The sequence below is a fragment of the Thermodesulfovibrionales bacterium genome (assembly GCA_026417875.1).
Lineage (GTDB): Bacteria > Nitrospirota > Thermodesulfovibrionia > Thermodesulfovibrionales > CALJEL01 > CALJEL01.
Genome location: JAOACK010000021.1, coordinates 1 through 16,167, shown reverse-complemented (window position 1 = coordinate 16,167; position 16,167 = coordinate 1). Strand labels below are relative to the sequence as shown.

Genomic DNA, 16,167 nt, shown 5'->3' with positions numbered 1-16,167 from the left:
GAAGCATGGAAATATTTTATATCTCAGCAGCCCTGACAGTTCTTGGTTTTACTGCCTATCTTTTACAGATAGTTGCTGTATGGATGACATTTAAGAACAAAAAACATGATTCTGATTACGGAGACATCAGCTCATCCTCGGACAGAGAACCAGGTGCTCCTTTTCAGCCTCCTGTATCTATCCTTAAACCACTCAAAGGACTTGATGATAATCTTCTGGATAACCTTGAGAGTTTCTGTAAGCTTGACTATCCTGAGTACGAAATAATCTTTTCTCTTCAGGACCATAATGACCCTGCCTACAGGATAGCAAGAAAGATAAAGGACAGATATCCTGAAAAAGATATCTCTATCATAGTTGAGAGAAATTACAGCGGCCTGAACCCCAAGATCAACAATCTCATACCAGCATACAGGGCTGCTAAATATGATTATATACTCATAAGCGATAGTAATGTAATGGTTGATAAAAATTATCTCAGGGAAATAATGAAGCACATGGAGGACCAGGAGGTTGGCCTTGTAACCAACCTCATAAGAGGCACCGGAGGAAGGTCTATCGGCTCGATCTTTGAAAATCTCCACCTCAACACTTTTATACTTGGAAGTGTATGCTTTCTCGATAGATTTTTAAAGATGCCCTGTGTTATTGGAAAATCAATGCTTATGAGAAAGAGTGATCTTGAGAGTATTGGAGGACTCGAGGCTTTCAAGGATATCCTTGCAGAGGACTACATTATCGGTAAGGAGATACACAAGAAGGGTAAGAAAGTCATACTCTCACGCCACATGATCAAGAATGTCAATGAATACTGGAACATCAGAAGATTTATGAACAGACACACAAGATGGGGCAAGATAAGGTGGAAGATAGGTGGTATAAGATATTTTTCCGAGCTGCTCTGTAACCCGGTATTTCTGTCATTCCTTCCTCTGGCATTAATGGAGATATCAGACATAACAATATCCTTTGCACTCCTTGTTAGTGTCCTGAAAATCCTTTCTGATTACTCTCTGGATGCCATTATAAGAAAGAATGAAACTGAACATATTCCTGCCTCTTCAAAGATATATTATCTGTTATCACCATTAAAGGATATCCTGATAGGATTTATCTGGTTCATTCCATTTGTAAGCAATACTGTTGTATGGAGAGGTAACAGGTATATTATAGGAAAAAACTCCTTGCTCTCTGCGCTTCCTGATACAGGTGTGAGTGCTTTAAGATACAGAATAATAGATGCAATAAAGACAAGGTTTGCATGAATGAAGATGGCTATCCTTGGTGATATTCATGGAAATATAGAAGCCTTAAGGGCTGTCTACAATGAATCTCTGTCACAGAAAGTGGACAAGATTTATCACCTAGGTGATCTTGGAGGTTATGCACCCTTTTTAAATGAGGTAGTCGATTTCCTGATTGAGCATAATATAGATGGTGTGCAGGGAAACTATGACTATGCAGTGGCGCATAACAAAGAACACTGTGGATGCAGATACGAGGATCCCCTTCAGGCGGAGATGGCACAGATAGCCTTTGAATGGACCAAGAGGCATGCTACAGAGCGTACCAGGGAATATATGAGGTCACTTCCCTTTCAGATAGAACTTGAGATTCATGGCTGGAAGATAAAGATATTTCATGCAACGCCAATAAAGAATAATCTTTACTGGTATGAAGAAAGGGATGAAAAGTTCTTTCTACAGATGGCTGATAGAGCCGGAGCAGATATAATGATTTACGGTCATACCCACCTTCCTTACAGAAAGGATATAGGAAATAAGATATTCATTAATGCTGGAAGTGTTGGTAGACCGAAGGATGGAGATCCCAGGGCCTGTCTGTGTGTTGTTGATATAGAAGAAAAAGATATAAAAACAGAATTTTTAAGGATACCTTATGACATAGAAAAGATTACATCTGCCATAATTGCCAGCGGGCTTCCACCTTATTTCTCAGAATGTCTCAGAAAGGGTATATAGCCTGAGCAGTTATTTAACTTAAATTTAATCTCTCTTTCATAGCCATTTAACTTATTAATTTTATAATCCACCATGAGAATCTTTAAAAAGGTAACTGACATAATAATCAAACTTCTGATACCCCTTGTGATTCTGACACTCATGATAGGAATTGCAAGGGTCTATCTTGATCTTAAGGTTGTATTTAAGAGTGAGCAGATATCTAAGGGCTTTGACATAATGGTAACAAATATCCTCACCATGTTCATAGTTATAGAGCTCCTGAGGAGTATTATTGATTATTTTGAGGTACACAGACTCAAGATAACCTTTATCGTGGATGCTGTAATGGTATTTATACTGAGAGAGATAATGATAGGGCTCTATCATCATAATACAGGTGCACAGGAGATAATTGCCCTTGCCGTACTCTTGCTTGTGCTTGGAGGCATAAGGGTACTGGCAGTAATCTATTCTCCTGATAGAAAGGAGGTTAAACATGAATAAAGAATTCTTACAGAGAATTGAGGACATTCTGATTATGAGCCTATTAATAGCAGGTATAATCTTAATGATCATGCACTGGCAATAAGGAGGAAGTATGAAAGCGATTATTGAAGAGATTGATGGAGTTTACATCATCCGATTCTATTCAGATAGTGACTGTCTTTTTGATATCTATGTGGTGGATGAGCTATTGTTAAAAAGTGATGAGGGTATTAGAGAGTGTGTGGCCTTAGATGGTAATGAGCGGGTATGAAGAAGGTCTGCCTATTTTTAGAAGACGATTTTTGCTGTCTTTACTGCAGGATTGCTGTTATATCAGTTGAGTACATTGAGGAGTCAGTATAGATATTTGTCTCAGTGATAAGTATAGAGATTGCTATATTTAAGAGACAGTAGCTTGGGTAAGGAAAGTATATTAGTTAAACTCAGAATATTCTGGGTTTGCTTTAAGAAAGTAAGGAGTCAGAGATGGAGTTATCAGATTTGGTTTCTCCAGCAGTTGGAAAGTTGATAACCTCCAGAGAATGGTTAGCACCGAATACTTTGACAAATCTTGTAGCTGAGAGATTTTTTGAGTCGGCAAAGAGAGAGGCAATAGCCCTCGTGGAATGCGGTGAACCTGTAGCTCTTGTAACAAGACCAAAATTGCTATTTACTCTGTTTAGGAGGTATGGATTTGAGCTTTACGGAAAGAAGCCGGTTATTTTGATAGCTGATCCTGAGCCACTAATAATAAATGAAGCAGAGAGATTGGATGTGGCTATAGAAATGGCACTGGATAGACCGCCAGAAGACATTTATGATGACATTGTTGTAGTGGATGATCATGGTTATTATAAAGGACTGCTTTCTGTTAAACAGCTCATAATCCAGCAGAGTAATGCACTTGCAAATAGCATAATACAGAAGGAGCTTGCACATGAAAGAGCAAAGGAACTGGAGAGATTGAATGCGTTGAAATCTCAGTTTATTGCCCATGTGACTCATGAACTGAGATCACCAGTTAATGCCATCATGGGGCTTGCTGAACTCATGAGGATATCTGCTGAGAAAGGTTATATTGACCAGCTCAAGGACAGGCTTTCGCTTTTGATGTCAAGTGCAGCAAACCTTAAGGCGGTAATAAATAATATCCTTGATCTTGCAAAGATAGAGGCAGGAAAGATGGAGGTATTTATTGAGGAATTTGACCTCCTTTCATTAATGCGTGAGGTTATTGAGACAACTCGTGTTCTTTTAGGAAATAAGCCTGTTGAGGTAATACTCCTTTCATCTTACAGTACTTTAATCTTGGAGTCCGACCCAGTTAAGGTTAGGCAGATATTAATTAATCTTACGAGTAATGCAGCAAAATTTACAGAGAGGGGAAGGATAACTCTTTCTCTTTTAAAAGAAGATGGGCATGTAAAAATTCAAGTTAGTGATACAGGCATAGGAATAAAGAAAGAGGACCTCCAGAAGCTTTTTACTGCCTTCAGTCAGCTTGAGGATGTAAAGACAAGAAGATACGAAGGTACAGGCCTCGGATTAACCATAACAAAAAATCTTGTAGATCTTCTAGGAGGAAAAATTTCTGTTTCAAGCAAATATGGAGAGGGTACCACATTTGAGGTCCTTCTTCCTTTAATCTATAAAAAGGAGGAGTACTATGGAACGTAAACATAGGGTTCTAATCATTGATGATGATGAAAGACATCTAATTGCAACAAAAGAAATTCTTGAAGGTGAAGGATATGAGGTAATTATCCATCAGGGAGCCTTTGGTTCAACTGCTATCATAGGAAATATAAGACCTGATCTTGTTTTACTTGATGTTAATATGCCAGGACTTTCAGGAGAAAAACTTGCCACTCTTTTAAAATCAAATGATAAAACAAGATCAATTCCAGTTGTATTTTATTCATCTAATGATGAGGATTCACTCAGAAAGGCTGTTGCTGAATATAAAGTGAAAGGTTATATATGCAAGGGTAACTTATGTGAGCTCAGGACAAAAGTCGCTTACTACCTTATGTCAGGCGCAGGACAGAAACAGTGTTCTATTAGTAAACAGGAAAATTAGGTCATTTGATTTTAAGGCTTTTACAAAAAATTCACAGGCATGTAACATTAATTTAACATAAATGTTTTAGCCTATTTAAGGTTCAATTCTTCTAGAAAGGAGAAAATTATGGCAGGCTCTATAACATGTCCCTATTTAGGTGAAGTCCCTGATGGAAAGTTTTGTAATATCAACCATAAGCTCATCATCGAGCTTGAGGACGCTGATCTGAGCCTATGTATGAGCAGACATTATGAGGCATGCGTATTTTATATTTACTCACTGATTGCTTTTGCAAGGGAGCATATGGGAGTAGCCTGATGATTTTTAACAAAATTATAATGCATTTCTATTTTTAACAATGCAACTGAGATATCCTAAATGGCTCCAAATAAAAGTCAGAAAGGGGGTGGTCAATAAGGTTTAAAACATAATTATAAGACACAGATATTTTGCGACACCTTAGTTTTCAAGGGATCACTGGTTTAGAAATTAATCCTTTAAAAGGAGGTAGAAGAATGTTTAAGAGACTGCTTTTGTTAAGCCTTGCATTGATGATGATGTTTACCAAAACATCAATTCTCCATGCTCAAGAAAAGATTGTCAAGATCGATGGCTCCAGCACTGTTTATCCTATTACAGAAGCTGTAGCGGAGGAATTCCAGAAGGCAAAGAAGGGTGCAGTTAAGGTAACCGTTGGAATATCTGGAACCGGTGGAGGATTCAAGAAATTCTGTAGGGGAGAGACAGATATATCCAATGCCTCAAGACCTATACTCAAAAAAGAGATCGATGCCTGTAAGGAAGCTGGAATTGAGTATATAGAGCTGCCCATTGCATACGATGGCCTTGCTGTAATGGTAAATCCTAAAAATACATGGGTTGATAAGATGACAGTTGAGGAGCTTAAAAAGATATGGGAGCCCGAAGCACAGGGTAAGATCATGAAATGGAATCAGGTAAGACCGGAATGGCCTGATGCACCTTTGAAACTTTACGGTGCAGGTGTTGATTCAGGGACATTTGATTATTTCACAGAAGCAATAGTTGGTAAGGCAAAGGCATCAAGAGGTGACTTTACGGCAAGTGAAGATGACAATGTACTCGTTCAGGGTATAGCTGGAGACAGAAATGCCCTGGGCTTTTTCGGACTTGCCTATTATGAAGAAAATAAGGACAAATTAAAGCTTGTTGCTATAGTTAATCCTAAGACTGGCAAGGCAGTTCTTCCATCAATGGAGACTGTTATGGATGGTTCATACCAGCCCCTTTCAAGACCTCTTTTTATCTATGTAAATAAAAGTGCTGCAGAAAAACCCGAAGTTAAAGAGTTTGTAGAATTTTATCTGAAAAATGCTTCAAAACTTGTAAAACAGGTAAAGTATGTACCCCTACCTGAAAGGGCCTACAAGCTTGCAGAAGAGAGATTTGCTAAAAGAAAGACAGGTACAATGTTTGGTGGTGAAGCAGAGGTTGGAGTAAAAATAGAGGATCTTCTCAAACGCGAAGCAGAAAAATAAAAATTTTATTTCCTAGTTTATTTTCTTAACATGCCGGGGGGCTAACCCCCGGCTATCTGAGCTTCTTAATATTCGTAACATGCCTTTAACATTATTGTAATATTTTTGTAACATAAAAAATTCATAATATTGAACATATGAAATCAAAGATTAAACAAAAAATAAAAGAGCATATGATAGAGGCATCTCTTTTTCTGGGTGCCCTATCATCCATTTTTATTACAGTATCTATTGTTTTTATTCTTTCTTATGAGTCCTTTGGCTTTTTTAAGGAAGTATCCTTAGTTGAATTTCTTACAGGTACGGTCTGGACTCCCCTTTTTGCTGATCCAAAATTTGGTATATTACCTCTTGTGGCAGGTACCTTTCTTATAACAATTATAGCATTAATTGTAGCTGTGCCACTTGGTCTTACAGCTGCTATTTATCTCAGTGAATATGCACCTCACAAATTCAGAGAGACTGTAAAACCCATACTTGAGCTTCTTGAGGCAGTTCCTACAGTTGTCTATGGATACTTTGCACTTCTTTTTCTTACACCTTTACTACAGAAGATAATTCCTGATCTATCAGGATTTAACGCCTTAAGCCCTGGGATAATAATCGGTATAATGATAATTCCCTATGTAAGTTCTGTAAGTGAAGACGCAATGAAGGCAGTACCCATGCATATAAGAGAGGGCTCTTATGCCATGGGTGCTACGAAATTCCAGACTGCCTTTAAAGTAATTATACCAGCAGCATTTTCAGGCATATCTGCTGCCTTTATAATGGGTGTTTCAAGGGCTATCGGAGAAACTATGGTGGTGGCTATTGCTGCAGGTATGATGCCAAATTTTACAGCCAACCCATTAGAACCTGTTCAGACACTGACCTCCTATATTGTGCAGGTGAGTCTTGGAGATGTGCCCCATGGCACTATGGAATACCGTACAATATTTGCAGCTGGGATAGTTTTATTTTTTATCACACTTATTCTAAATATAATAGGATTCTTTTTAAGAAAAAAGATAAGGGAAGCTTACTAAATGAACAAAAATTCAGAGAATGAATATTTAAAAAAACGAATATCAATTTCAAAGTTCTGGGACCAGATATTTCTTATCGTAGGTCTTATATCTACACTTGTAGGGCTTCTTTTACTTTTAGTACTTTTTGTAGATCTAGTTATAGATGGTTTTTCCAGATTAAGCTATAAATTTCTTACCTCCTTCCCTTCAAGATTCCCTGAAGAGGCCGGAATACTTTCAGCATGGGTAGGGACTTTCCTTGTTATGATTGTAACTGCCTGTGCCGCTGTTCCTTTAGGAATTGCTGCCGGAGTTTACCTTGAAGAATATGCACGAAAAAACTGGTTAACAAATATAATTGAAATAAACATATCCAATCTTGCGGGAGTGCCTTCCATTGTTTATGGGCTGTTAGCCCTTGGATTATTCGTGTATTTTTTCAAATTAGGGGAGAGCATACTCACAGGAGGTCTAACCCTTGCACTTCTTATACTGCCAATAATAATAATGGCAACAAGGGAATCTATAAGGGCGATTCCTAATTCAATCAGAGAGGCCTCTTATGCACTTGGTGCAACAAAGTGGCAGACAGTGAGATGGCATATTTTACCATATTCCATGGGAGGTATATTAACAGGCATAATTATAGGACTTTCTAGAGCAATCGGAGAGACGGCTCCAATTATAACAGTAGGAGCACTAACATTCATCGCCTTCCTTCCCTCCTCCCCCCTTATATCTGAATTTCCTTTTATTTCCTTTAAATGGCTGATGGATCCTTTTACCGTACTTCCAATTCAGATGTTTAACTGGGTATCCAGACCTCAGAAGGAATTTCATCTTAACGCTGCAGCTGCTGGTATTATTCTTTTAATAATGACTTTATTAATGAATGCTATAGCAATTTATATTAGATACAAATTCAGAAAAAAAATCAGGTGGTAGGTTCTATGACAAATTACCCGAGAGACTTAAAGGCAGAGGTGAAGAATCTTAATTTTTATTACGGAGATGTTCATGCTTTAAAAGGTATTAATATGCCTGTTGAAAAAAATAAGGTTACAGCTCTTATTGGACCTTCAGGCTGCGGTAAAACAACTTTATTGAGGTGTTTTAACAGGATGCATGACCTCTATCCTAATAACAGATATGAAGGTTCAATTTTTCTTTATCCTGAGAATATTAATATCCTGTCTCAAGGAATTGATCCGATTGCTGTGAGGATGAGAATAAGTATGGTTTTTCAGAAACCCAATCCTTTCCCTAAGTCTATTTATGAAAATGTTGCCTACGGTTTAAGGATAAGAGGAATAAAGAAGAAAAGTATTCTTGATGAGAAAGTAGAGATGTCCTTAATAAAGGCAGCTTTGTGGGATGAGGTTAAAAATAGATTACACGAATCAGCCTTTGAATTATCTGGTGGACAGCAACAAAGGTTATGTATAGCAAGGGCCTTAGCCACAGATCCAGAGATACTTCTTTTTGATGAGCCAACATCAGCTCTTGATCCAATAGCAACTGCAAAAATAGAAGAGCTTATGGTGGATTTAAAGAAAAGTGTTACAATATTAATCGTTACCCATAACATGCAGCAGGCTGCCAGGATTTCAGACTGGACAGGTTTTATGATGCTTGGTGAATTAATAGAATTCGGCAGAACTGATAAAATATTCACCAATCCTTCAGAAAAGTTGACTGAGGACTATATAACGGGGAGGTTCGGATAAATGGCTGTTTTTGATGAGGAATTGAGGAATCTCAAGGAAAAGGTCTTAAAGATGGGTCTTCTTGTTGAGGCGGCTATAAGGGATTCAATTAAGAGCCTTGTTGAGAGGGACAGCGATCTTGCAAGAGAGGTCATAAAAAAGGATCACCAGATAAATGCCCTTGATGTGGAGATAGATGAAGAATGCATAAGACTCATTGCTCTAAGACAGCCCAAGGCAGGTGATCTGAGATTCATTACAACTGCAATGAAGATAACAACAGACCTTGAAAGAATGGGTGACCTTGCAGAAGACATATGCGAGAGGGCAATTGAACTTAATGAAGAGCCACCACTCAAGCCCTATATAGATATACCCAGAATGGCCGAGATTGCCCAGGGTATGCTTATAGATGTCCTTGATGCCTTTGTAAGGAGAGACCCCCAGATAGCCTATGATGTGATAAAGAGGGATGATGAGGTAGACAGACTTGTTGTGCAGGTGTTCAATGAACTTCTTTTTTTCATGATCCAGGATCCCAAGACTGTATCAAGGGCTGTGAAGATCACATATATTGCCAAGTATATTGAGCGCATTGCAGACCATGCAACTAATATTGCCGAGATGGTTGTCTATATGGTTGAGGGGAAGATGATAAGGCACACAAAGGTTGAATAATTCAGGGAAGATTTATATTTATCTCAAAAGTTCCTATTCCTATTTTTCCGGCAAGACCGTTATTCCAGAGCATATCTGTAAGCTTAACCTTTTCGGTCTTTGGAACGACAACTGTGAGTTTTATGCCCGAATCTACCAATCTCTTCCATTCAGTGACCTTCTGTTCTGAAAGGGTCTCTTCTGTCTCCACCTCAATAACAGAAATTACCATGCCCTGGGCTGAGATTATCAGGTCAGGATAGAGGTCCTGAAAGGCATAAGACCTTTCTCCGTAGGGATTTATCTTTATCTCAGGAAATTCCCTTGATAATCGCTTTTTTATTGAGTTTACTATAATATCATGGATGAGTTTTATTTCTGTCATATCTTAAACAGAATGCACTTAGAGGATAATTAAGTATAATCTCTCAGGTTTAATACCAGTATGGATACCTGTATCTCCACCACGGATCATACCACCAGTAATACCAGGGGTCGTACCACCAGGGGGGAGCCTCGTATATCTTTTCTTCAGGCCAGAGGTAAATATCCTTTATCAGGAAGACAGGATAATCATACTCCATATCTCCTATCTTGCCTTTTTCAAAACCCGAGAATTCTCCTGCTATGGTAATCTTTCTTCCTGCCTTGTATATAACAGGATCAATAAAATCAGCTGTTCTTGCCAGGAATCTCGGTCCATATTCTCTCTCTTTTAGATGACCCTTTTCATCTGCCCTGATAAATACAGCCTCAATCATGGAACCGCTCTGCTCATTCCTGACAGTTACAATAAGTCCTCCAAGTATGAAGAGCCTGGCCTTTGATGCCTCTGGAGCTGCCTTAATCTTTGCGGGATCAGCCACCTCTGCCTGTGTAAGTATCTCTTTTTTAAGCACGGGAGTTGCGCAGGATGCACATAAGACAAGCATTGATATTAAAGATAGTTTCAACATCTTCATTTTTTCCTCCTGTATAATTTTACCATAAAATACTCATAATTAAATATTTGTTGTAATTTTTAAATAAATATAAAAAGCGTAAAATTATAAAAGCTGGACTTTAAGAAATTGTTCTGAAAGATTTGTGAAACGGATGTAAATAGGGGAGCAGTGCTTTCATGCACTGCTCCCGGATTATTGTCACTTACTGGCAGGTCTCTATTGGGTAATTTCCACCATAAATATTCTGAGGTGTTTGGCGTGATGACCAGACCCTTGTGGGGCTGACATTCCTCCATGAGGTCATTCCGAATCTGAGTGTCCAGGCATCATAACCAAGCATATTGAGTATAGCATTGATCTGGCTTGCTGTGTGACCTGTGTAACATATTATAAGGATGGGTTTATCTGAGGGAAGTTTTATAAGATTTTCGGGTTTTGCCACCTCCTCAAAAAGGATATTTACAGCTCCTTTTATATGACCCGCGCAGTAATCAGCTGGTCTTCTTATATCAAGTAAAAAGAAATCTGAAAGTTCATCAGCAACATCCGGAAGGTCAACTCCGTCAACGAGTGTGGCAGCATAGATTGTCCTGTGGGCGATGCCACTTAGAAACTGGTCTGCATATTTTGCAATAAGACCATAGTGACCGTTTGGGATTGGTGTACCCTTGTTGCTATTCACATAAGCACCAACACCGTCTTCAGCATTAATTAGGAGTGGAAATGAGAATAAAGCAATCAGGATAACCGGAAGACAGAGACAAGACTTTTTCATTATTATTACCTCCTGTAAAAAGATTCTCCTGAATACTCAGGAAGGAGCTTTTAACCCTCCGTGTCAGGATAGCAATAAATATACCATTCTGATTTTAAGAAACTTTTTAATTTATCGCTAATATAGCTTTAAAAAAATCAAAGAATGGACAATTTTTGATAAATCAGGGTGTCAAAAATTGTCAGAATGGAAGTAAAAATTTTTTGTAAATAAATTCTTATAAAAAGTTATTTACAGGCACAGAATATGCATGTGGCCTCAAAAATGAAAAGGAGGTAAGAGAATGGGAATATTCAGAGGTATAGATGGTTATCTCGGGCTATTATTATTTGAGATAAGAAGATTTGAAGAAGAATTTCATATACCTCCTGAAAGGACAGAAGCCCTTAAGGCACTTGTTACCGAGATGCTTATAACAGAAGAGGAGGAAGAGGAAATAACTTCCGGTTTAAGAAAAGATGGCAAACCTGTAATATGGCATTAGTGGTGAGCCGTGGAGGATTCGAACCTCCGACCCGCTGATTAAGAGTCAGCTGCTCTACCTGCTGAGCTAACGGCCCACAATATATAGTAAAACAAAAAATACTTGCTTCCGTCAACCAGAATTGATTTTCAAAATCTTTTTTTATAGTTAAAGATTTTCAGCTTTTGAGTTCTTTTAAAAAACTTGACACCATTATAGTAGTCTGATAGTTTATAAGAAATGGACAGGGTAGTATTAAGATTCTCTGACGGTAGGGTTCTGAAGGGTTATCTTGAATCTTTTTCTGCTGATAAGGATACTGTGAGCATCCAGGACCTCTCTGGTGATAAAAAGAATGTAAATATAAATGAACTAAAGGCAATATTCTTTGTGAAGACCTTTGAGGGCAGGCAAGATTATAACGAAAGAAAGGCATTCACTGGCATTAATATGAGATTAAAGAGAGTCTTTATAAAATTTAAGGATGGAGAATCACTCACAGGTTATGTGGAAGGTGATATGCCCTGGGAAAAAGGTTTTTTTCTTGAATCGGGAAAGAAGAAGGGGTTTTTCCTTATTCCAACAGACGGAGACAGCAATAATATAAAGGTCTTTGTTGTTGCTTCCTTTGTCAGGGATGTCACTCTTATTGGATAATCGATCAATTAATTCTGATTAAAAAAGTTTCACAAAGGAGATGATCTTATGATAATAATGGAAGGTTTGAGTCTGGCGAGAAGGATTAAAGAAAAAGTTGTTGAGGATGTAAAAAGGATTGGCGAGGAAGGCATCCGTGTCGGTCTCGGGCTACTTCTTGTAGGAGAAAATTCAGCTTCCCAGCAATATCTCAGGGCAACCATCAGGGCCTGTAAAGCAACCGGAGTCGTGCCCTATGAATTCAGATTTCCTGAGGATGCAAGCATGAACGAGATACTAAATACCGTTCACTCTATTAACAGCGATGAGAGGATTCATGGATTAATTGTCTTTTTCCCTCTGCCTAAGAGGTTGAATCCAAGAAAGATTGTAAATTCCATTCTTCCAGAAAAGGATGTTGATGGTCTTGGCTCTGTTGCCATAGGTAAGTTTGCTGCAGAGGAATCAACGTTCCAGCTCTATAAGGAGGGATTTGATCCTGCCCTTGCAAAGCAGTTTGGTTTTTTGCCTTGTACTCCTTTCGGGGTTATCAGACTTCTCGAACACTATAATATAGAAATTGAGGGAAAACATGCTGTAGTTATCGGAAAAAGCCTTGCTGTTGGTAAGCCACTTTCGCTGATGCTTCTTGCAAAGGAAGCTACTGTCACGGTCTGCCATAAAAAAACCCCTGATCTGAAAGAATTCACCAGACAGGCTGATATACTCTGTGTTGCTGCAGGTAAACCAGGCCTTATAACATCAGATATGGTTAAGGAAGGTGCTGTTATTGTAGACATCGGAATAAATGTACTTCCTGACGGTAGGGTCGTTGGTGATGTTGATTTTGAAGGTGTTTCAAAAAAGGCATCTTATATAACACCTGTTCCAGGGGGGGTAGGACCTGTTACTATTGCAATGCTTTTAGAAAATACCGTGAAGTCTGCAATGGCAAGACTTTAGTTTTTAAATTACATGCAGCCGGGTTTAGTTTAGATTTAGATAATGCCTTGATTTTTTTAAAATTTTTTTATATCTTGACAAGATTCATATCAATTTGTATAATAAAAATCCAGTAAAGGAGTATAAGATGGTTGGTACTAAGGATTATTATAAGATTCTTGGAGTTGACAGGAATGCCTCTGACGAAGAGATCAAAAAGGCGTACAGAAGGCTTGCAAGAAAATACCACCCTGATCTTAACCCTGGCAATAAAGAGGCTGAGGAGAAATTTAAAGAGATAAACGAGGCTTATTCAGTTCTTGGTGATCCCGAGAAGCGCAAACAGTACGACAGGGGAGAGACAACTTTTACCTTCGAGGGTTTTGATTTCAGCAGGCCTGATTTTGCTGATATATTTGATTTTGGTTTTGGAGACCTGTTTACTGACCTCTTCAGCAGACACAGGCCTTCACCCACAAGGGGCGGTGACATCCTTACGAGGACAGAAATAACACTGGAAGAGGCATATAGAGGTGTTACAAAGCCCATAGCAATTACCAGACATATAAGCTGTTCCAAATGCAAAGGAAGGGGTGCGGAATCAGTGGAGACCTGCCCTACCTGCAAGGGAAGCGGTACAGTGGGCAGCTCAAGAGGCTTCTTTTCATTCAGACAGACCTGTCCTAGCTGCAGGGGTAGTGGTGAAAGGATTTCGAGGCTATGTTCTGAGTGCAGGGGAACAGGAAAGATAGTTCTGACAGAGACAATTAATGTCAAGATACCTCCTGGAGTGGAGGATGGTCAGAGGGTAAAGGTTCGCGGTATGGGTGAGGCTGGAGAATATGGAGGACCACCAGGAGACCTTTATATAGAAGTAAGTATAAGTCCTCATGAGTTATTCAGAAGAGATGGCAAGGATCTTTATGTAGAGGTTCCTGTCACAGTGCCGGAGGCAGCACTCGGAGCAAAGATTGAGGTTCCAACTCTTGATGGAGTTGCTATTATGAATTTACCAGGAGGCACACAGAGCGGTCAGAAATTTAAACTTAAGGGCAAAGGTATGCCAGGTGCTCACGGAACTCATGGCGATCTCTATGCGATTATCAAGGTTATTGTTCCTGACAGGATAAACCATGAGGCAGAGATGATTTTAAAGAGATTGAGCTCTTTCTACAGTGAAAATCCTCGAAAAAGACTTTTAAAAAAGGAGGATAATAAATGAGAAACAGGCAGAGACCCCTCTACATGATAAGGATTGTATCCCAGATGCTGAATGTTCATCCCCAGACATTAAGGCTTTATGAAAGAGAGGGGCTAGTGGTACCAAAGAGACTAAATCGATTCAGATATTACTCTGATGAGGATGTCGAAAGGCTTAATCTCATACTTAAACTTACAAGAGAACTTGGTGTTAATAAAGCTGGTGTGGACATAATTCTTAGGTTGAGGAAAAGGCTTTCTCTCCTTCAGGAACTCATTGATGAGATGATGGGCTATCTTGATGAGGACCTGAGGTTCAGATTCAAGGAAAGATTAAAAAGTCTATTAATGGAGGAGGAATAAATGAGACTGGACAGGTTAACAATAAAAGCACAGGAAGCTATTCAGGAGGCCCAGAGAATAGCTGAAAAACACGGAAACCAGGAGCTTCAGGTTGAACATCTTCTCAGGGCATTACTATCAGATAAAGAAGGAGTAGCAACGAGAGCGCTAAGGGATGCTGGTGCTGACATAAAGGCAGTTGAAAAAGAGCTTGAAAAGGAGATTGATAAATTTCCCAAGGTATCAGGTGCTACCCCCTTCGGTCAGATATACCTATCATCAAGGTTGAGGTCAGTGTTTGAAAAGGCCTTTGAGGAGGCAAGGCATTTGCAGGATGAATTTGTTAGTGTGGAGCATCTCTTGATGGCAATAATTGAGGAGGGAGGTCCTGGAGCCAGAATACTTGAAAGGCATGGTGCATCAAAGGAAAAGATTGTCAGTGCAATTAAAAAGATAAGAGGTACTCACAGAGTTACTGATCCAAATCCAGAGGACAAATACCAGGCACTTGAACGATACAGTCGTGACCTCACTGAACTCGCAAGGCGTGGAAAGCTCGATCCTGTAATAGGAAGGGACGAAGAAATAAGAAGGGTGATACAGGTTCTCTCAAGAAGGACAAAAAATAATCCCGTGCTTATTGGTGAGCCGGGTGTTGGTAAAACCGCAATTGTTGAAGGACTTGCCCAGAGAATTGTTGCAGGTGATGTTCCCGAGACCCTGAGGGATAAGAGGGTTATAGCACTGGACCTCGGTGCCCTTATAGCGGGTTCAAAATACAGGGGTGAGTTTGAAGAAAGGCTCAAGGCACTCCTGAAAGAGATTGAGGAATCAGAGGGAAAGATCATACTCTTTATAGATGAGCTTCATACCCTTGTTGGAGCAGGTGCTGCAGAAGGTGCTATAGATGCATCAAATATGCTCAAACCAGCCCTGGCGAGAGGAGAGCTCAGGTGTATTGGAGCCACCACACTTGATGAGTATAGAAAACATATAGAAAAAGACCCTGCTCTTGAAAGAAGATTCCAGCCAGTATATGTTAAGGAGCCATCCGTAGAGGATACCATCTCAATCCTGAGGGGTCTTAAGGAGAGATATGAAGTTCATCATGGCGTAAAGATAAAGGACTCAGCCTTGATTGCAGCAGCCCAGCTTTCTCATAGATATATAACTGATAGATTTCTTCCTGATAAGGCAATAGACCTTATTGATGAGGCTGCTGCAAAACTCAGGATGGAGATAGACAGCATGCCTGCTGAACTTGATGAGCTTGAAAGGAGACTGAGGCAGCTTGAGATAGAAAAACAGGCAGTTATGAGAGATGATTCAAAGAACGCTAAGGAGATGTTAGATAAAATCAATAAAGAGATTTCTGAGCTCTCTTTAAAAAGAGATGAACTGAAAGCACAGTGGATGAAGGAAAAAGAGGTGATACTGAGGATAAGAAATCTCAAGGAGGATAT

21 protein-coding genes and 1 tRNA gene are annotated in these 16,167 nt (G+C 39.3%); 18 read left to right on the top strand and 4 right to left on the bottom strand.

Features of this window, described 5'->3' with window-relative positions:
- Window positions 1-5 precede the first annotated feature (5 nt).
- The 12 genes from N2257_05475 to phoU all read left to right on the top strand — a co-directional run bounded on the left by N2257_05475 (window position 6) and on the right by phoU (window position 9,423).
- Window positions 6-1,265 carry a ceramide glucosyltransferase gene (locus N2257_05475; protein MCX7793836.1) on the top strand — a complete coding sequence of 420 codons (1,260 nt, stop codon included), beginning with the start codon at window positions 6-8 and terminating at the stop codon, window positions 1,263-1,265.
- 6 nt (window positions 1,266-1,271) lie between these two features.
- Window positions 1,272-1,982, top strand: a complete 711-nt coding sequence (locus N2257_05470; GenBank protein MCX7793835.1) for a metallophosphatase family protein — start codon at window positions 1,272-1,274, stop codon at window positions 1,980-1,982.
- 72 nt (window positions 1,983-2,054) lie between these two features.
- Complete coding sequence (locus N2257_05465) at window positions 2,055-2,468, top strand: phosphate-starvation-inducible PsiE family protein (protein MCX7793834.1); 414 nt, start codon at window positions 2,055-2,057, stop codon at window positions 2,466-2,468.
- A gap of 94 nt (window positions 2,469-2,562) precedes the next feature.
- Entirely contained in the window at window positions 2,563-2,721 is a 159-nt protein-coding gene (locus N2257_05460) for a hypothetical protein (protein MCX7793833.1), read from the top strand.
- Between the two features lie 215 nt (window positions 2,722-2,936).
- A complete protein-coding gene (locus N2257_05455) occupies window positions 2,937-4,127 on the top strand; it encodes an ATP-binding protein (GenBank protein ID MCX7793832.1) in 1,191 nt (396 codons plus the stop codon).
- A complete protein-coding gene (locus N2257_05450; protein ID MCX7793831.1) occupies window positions 4,117-4,530 on the top strand; it encodes a response regulator in 414 nt (137 codons plus the stop codon). The genes N2257_05455 and N2257_05450 overlap by 11 nt, the downstream gene beginning before the upstream one ends.
- 108 nt (window positions 4,531-4,638) lie before the next feature.
- The gene (locus N2257_05445) at window positions 4,639-4,830 is read left to right on the top strand and encodes a hypothetical protein (protein MCX7793830.1); all 192 of its coding nucleotides are present in this window, start codon (window positions 4,639-4,641) and stop codon (window positions 4,828-4,830) included.
- A 197-nt stretch (window positions 4,831-5,027) separates the two neighbouring features.
- A complete protein-coding gene (locus tag N2257_05440; protein ID MCX7793829.1) occupies window positions 5,028-6,029 on the top strand; it encodes a PstS family phosphate ABC transporter substrate-binding protein in 1,002 nt (333 codons plus the stop codon).
- A gap of 137 nt (window positions 6,030-6,166) precedes the next feature.
- Window positions 6,167-7,057, top strand: a complete 891-nt coding sequence (gene pstC, locus N2257_05435) for a phosphate ABC transporter permease subunit PstC (GenBank protein ID MCX7793828.1) — start codon at window positions 6,167-6,169, stop codon at window positions 7,055-7,057.
- Window positions 7,058-7,984 (top strand): phosphate ABC transporter permease PstA, encoded by a 927-nt coding sequence (pstA, locus tag N2257_05430; protein MCX7793827.1) that lies wholly within the window; start codon window positions 7,058-7,060, stop codon window positions 7,982-7,984. It abuts the gene before it with no gap.
- Between the two features lie 5 nt (window positions 7,985-7,989).
- Entirely contained in the window at window positions 7,990-8,766 is a 777-nt protein-coding gene (gene pstB, locus N2257_05425) for a phosphate ABC transporter ATP-binding protein PstB (protein MCX7793826.1), read from the top strand.
- Window positions 8,767-9,423: a phosphate signaling complex protein PhoU gene (gene phoU / locus N2257_05420; GenBank protein MCX7793825.1), complete on the top strand. Its 657-nt coding sequence runs from the start codon at window positions 8,767-8,769 to the stop codon at window positions 9,421-9,423.
- A gap of 1 nt (window position 9,424) precedes the next feature.
- Here the strand turns inward: phoU and N2257_05415 are convergent, their stop codons facing one another.
- The 3 genes from N2257_05415 to N2257_05405 form a co-directional block, all read right to left on the bottom strand.
- Window positions 9,425-9,787, bottom strand: coding sequence for a hypothetical protein (locus N2257_05415; GenBank protein ID MCX7793824.1), 363 nt, complete (start codon window positions 9,785-9,787; stop codon window positions 9,425-9,427).
- 49 nt (window positions 9,788-9,836) lie between these two features.
- Window positions 9,837-10,364, bottom strand: a complete 528-nt coding sequence (locus N2257_05410; protein MCX7793823.1) for a Slp family lipoprotein — start codon at window positions 10,362-10,364, stop codon at window positions 9,837-9,839.
- Window positions 10,365-10,548: 184 nt separating this feature from the next.
- Window positions 10,549-11,121, bottom strand: a complete 573-nt coding sequence (locus tag N2257_05405; GenBank protein MCX7793822.1) for a rhodanese-like domain-containing protein — start codon at window positions 11,119-11,121, stop codon at window positions 10,549-10,551.
- Between the two features lie 283 nt (window positions 11,122-11,404).
- Here N2257_05405 and N2257_05400 point away from each other — a divergent pair, with 283 nt between their 5' ends.
- Window positions 11,405-11,605, top strand: a complete 201-nt coding sequence (locus tag N2257_05400) for a hypothetical protein (GenBank protein MCX7793821.1) — start codon at window positions 11,405-11,407, stop codon at window positions 11,603-11,605.
- Here the strand turns inward: N2257_05400 and N2257_05395 are convergent.
- Window positions 11,606-11,681 (bottom strand) — tRNA-Lys (locus tag N2257_05395).
- A 143-nt stretch (window positions 11,682-11,824) separates the two neighbouring features.
- Between N2257_05395 and N2257_05390 the strand changes: the two genes are divergently transcribed.
- The 5 genes from N2257_05390 to N2257_05370 all read left to right on the top strand — a co-directional run.
- Window positions 11,825-12,241, top strand: coding sequence for a hypothetical protein (locus N2257_05390; protein MCX7793820.1), 417 nt, complete (start codon window positions 11,825-11,827; stop codon window positions 12,239-12,241).
- A 48-nt stretch (window positions 12,242-12,289) separates the two neighbouring features.
- The gene (locus N2257_05385; protein MCX7793819.1) at window positions 12,290-13,183 is read left to right on the top strand and encodes a bifunctional 5,10-methylenetetrahydrofolate dehydrogenase/5,10-methenyltetrahydrofolate cyclohydrolase; all 894 of its coding nucleotides are present in this window, start codon (window positions 12,290-12,292) and stop codon (window positions 13,181-13,183) included.
- A 127-nt stretch (window positions 13,184-13,310) separates the two neighbouring features.
- On the top strand, window positions 13,311-14,384 hold the full coding sequence (dnaJ, locus tag N2257_05380; GenBank protein ID MCX7793818.1) for a molecular chaperone DnaJ: 1,074 nt from the start codon (window positions 13,311-13,313) through the stop codon (window positions 14,382-14,384).
- Window positions 14,381-14,725 (top strand): MerR family transcriptional regulator, encoded by a 345-nt coding sequence (locus N2257_05375; GenBank protein ID MCX7793817.1) that lies wholly within the window; start codon window positions 14,381-14,383, stop codon window positions 14,723-14,725. Before dnaJ ends, N2257_05375 begins: the two co-directional genes overlap by 4 nt.
- Window positions 14,726-16,167: AAA family ATPase (locus N2257_05370; protein MCX7793816.1), on the top strand; the 1,442-nt coding region annotated here is incomplete at its 3' end. It lies immediately after the preceding gene.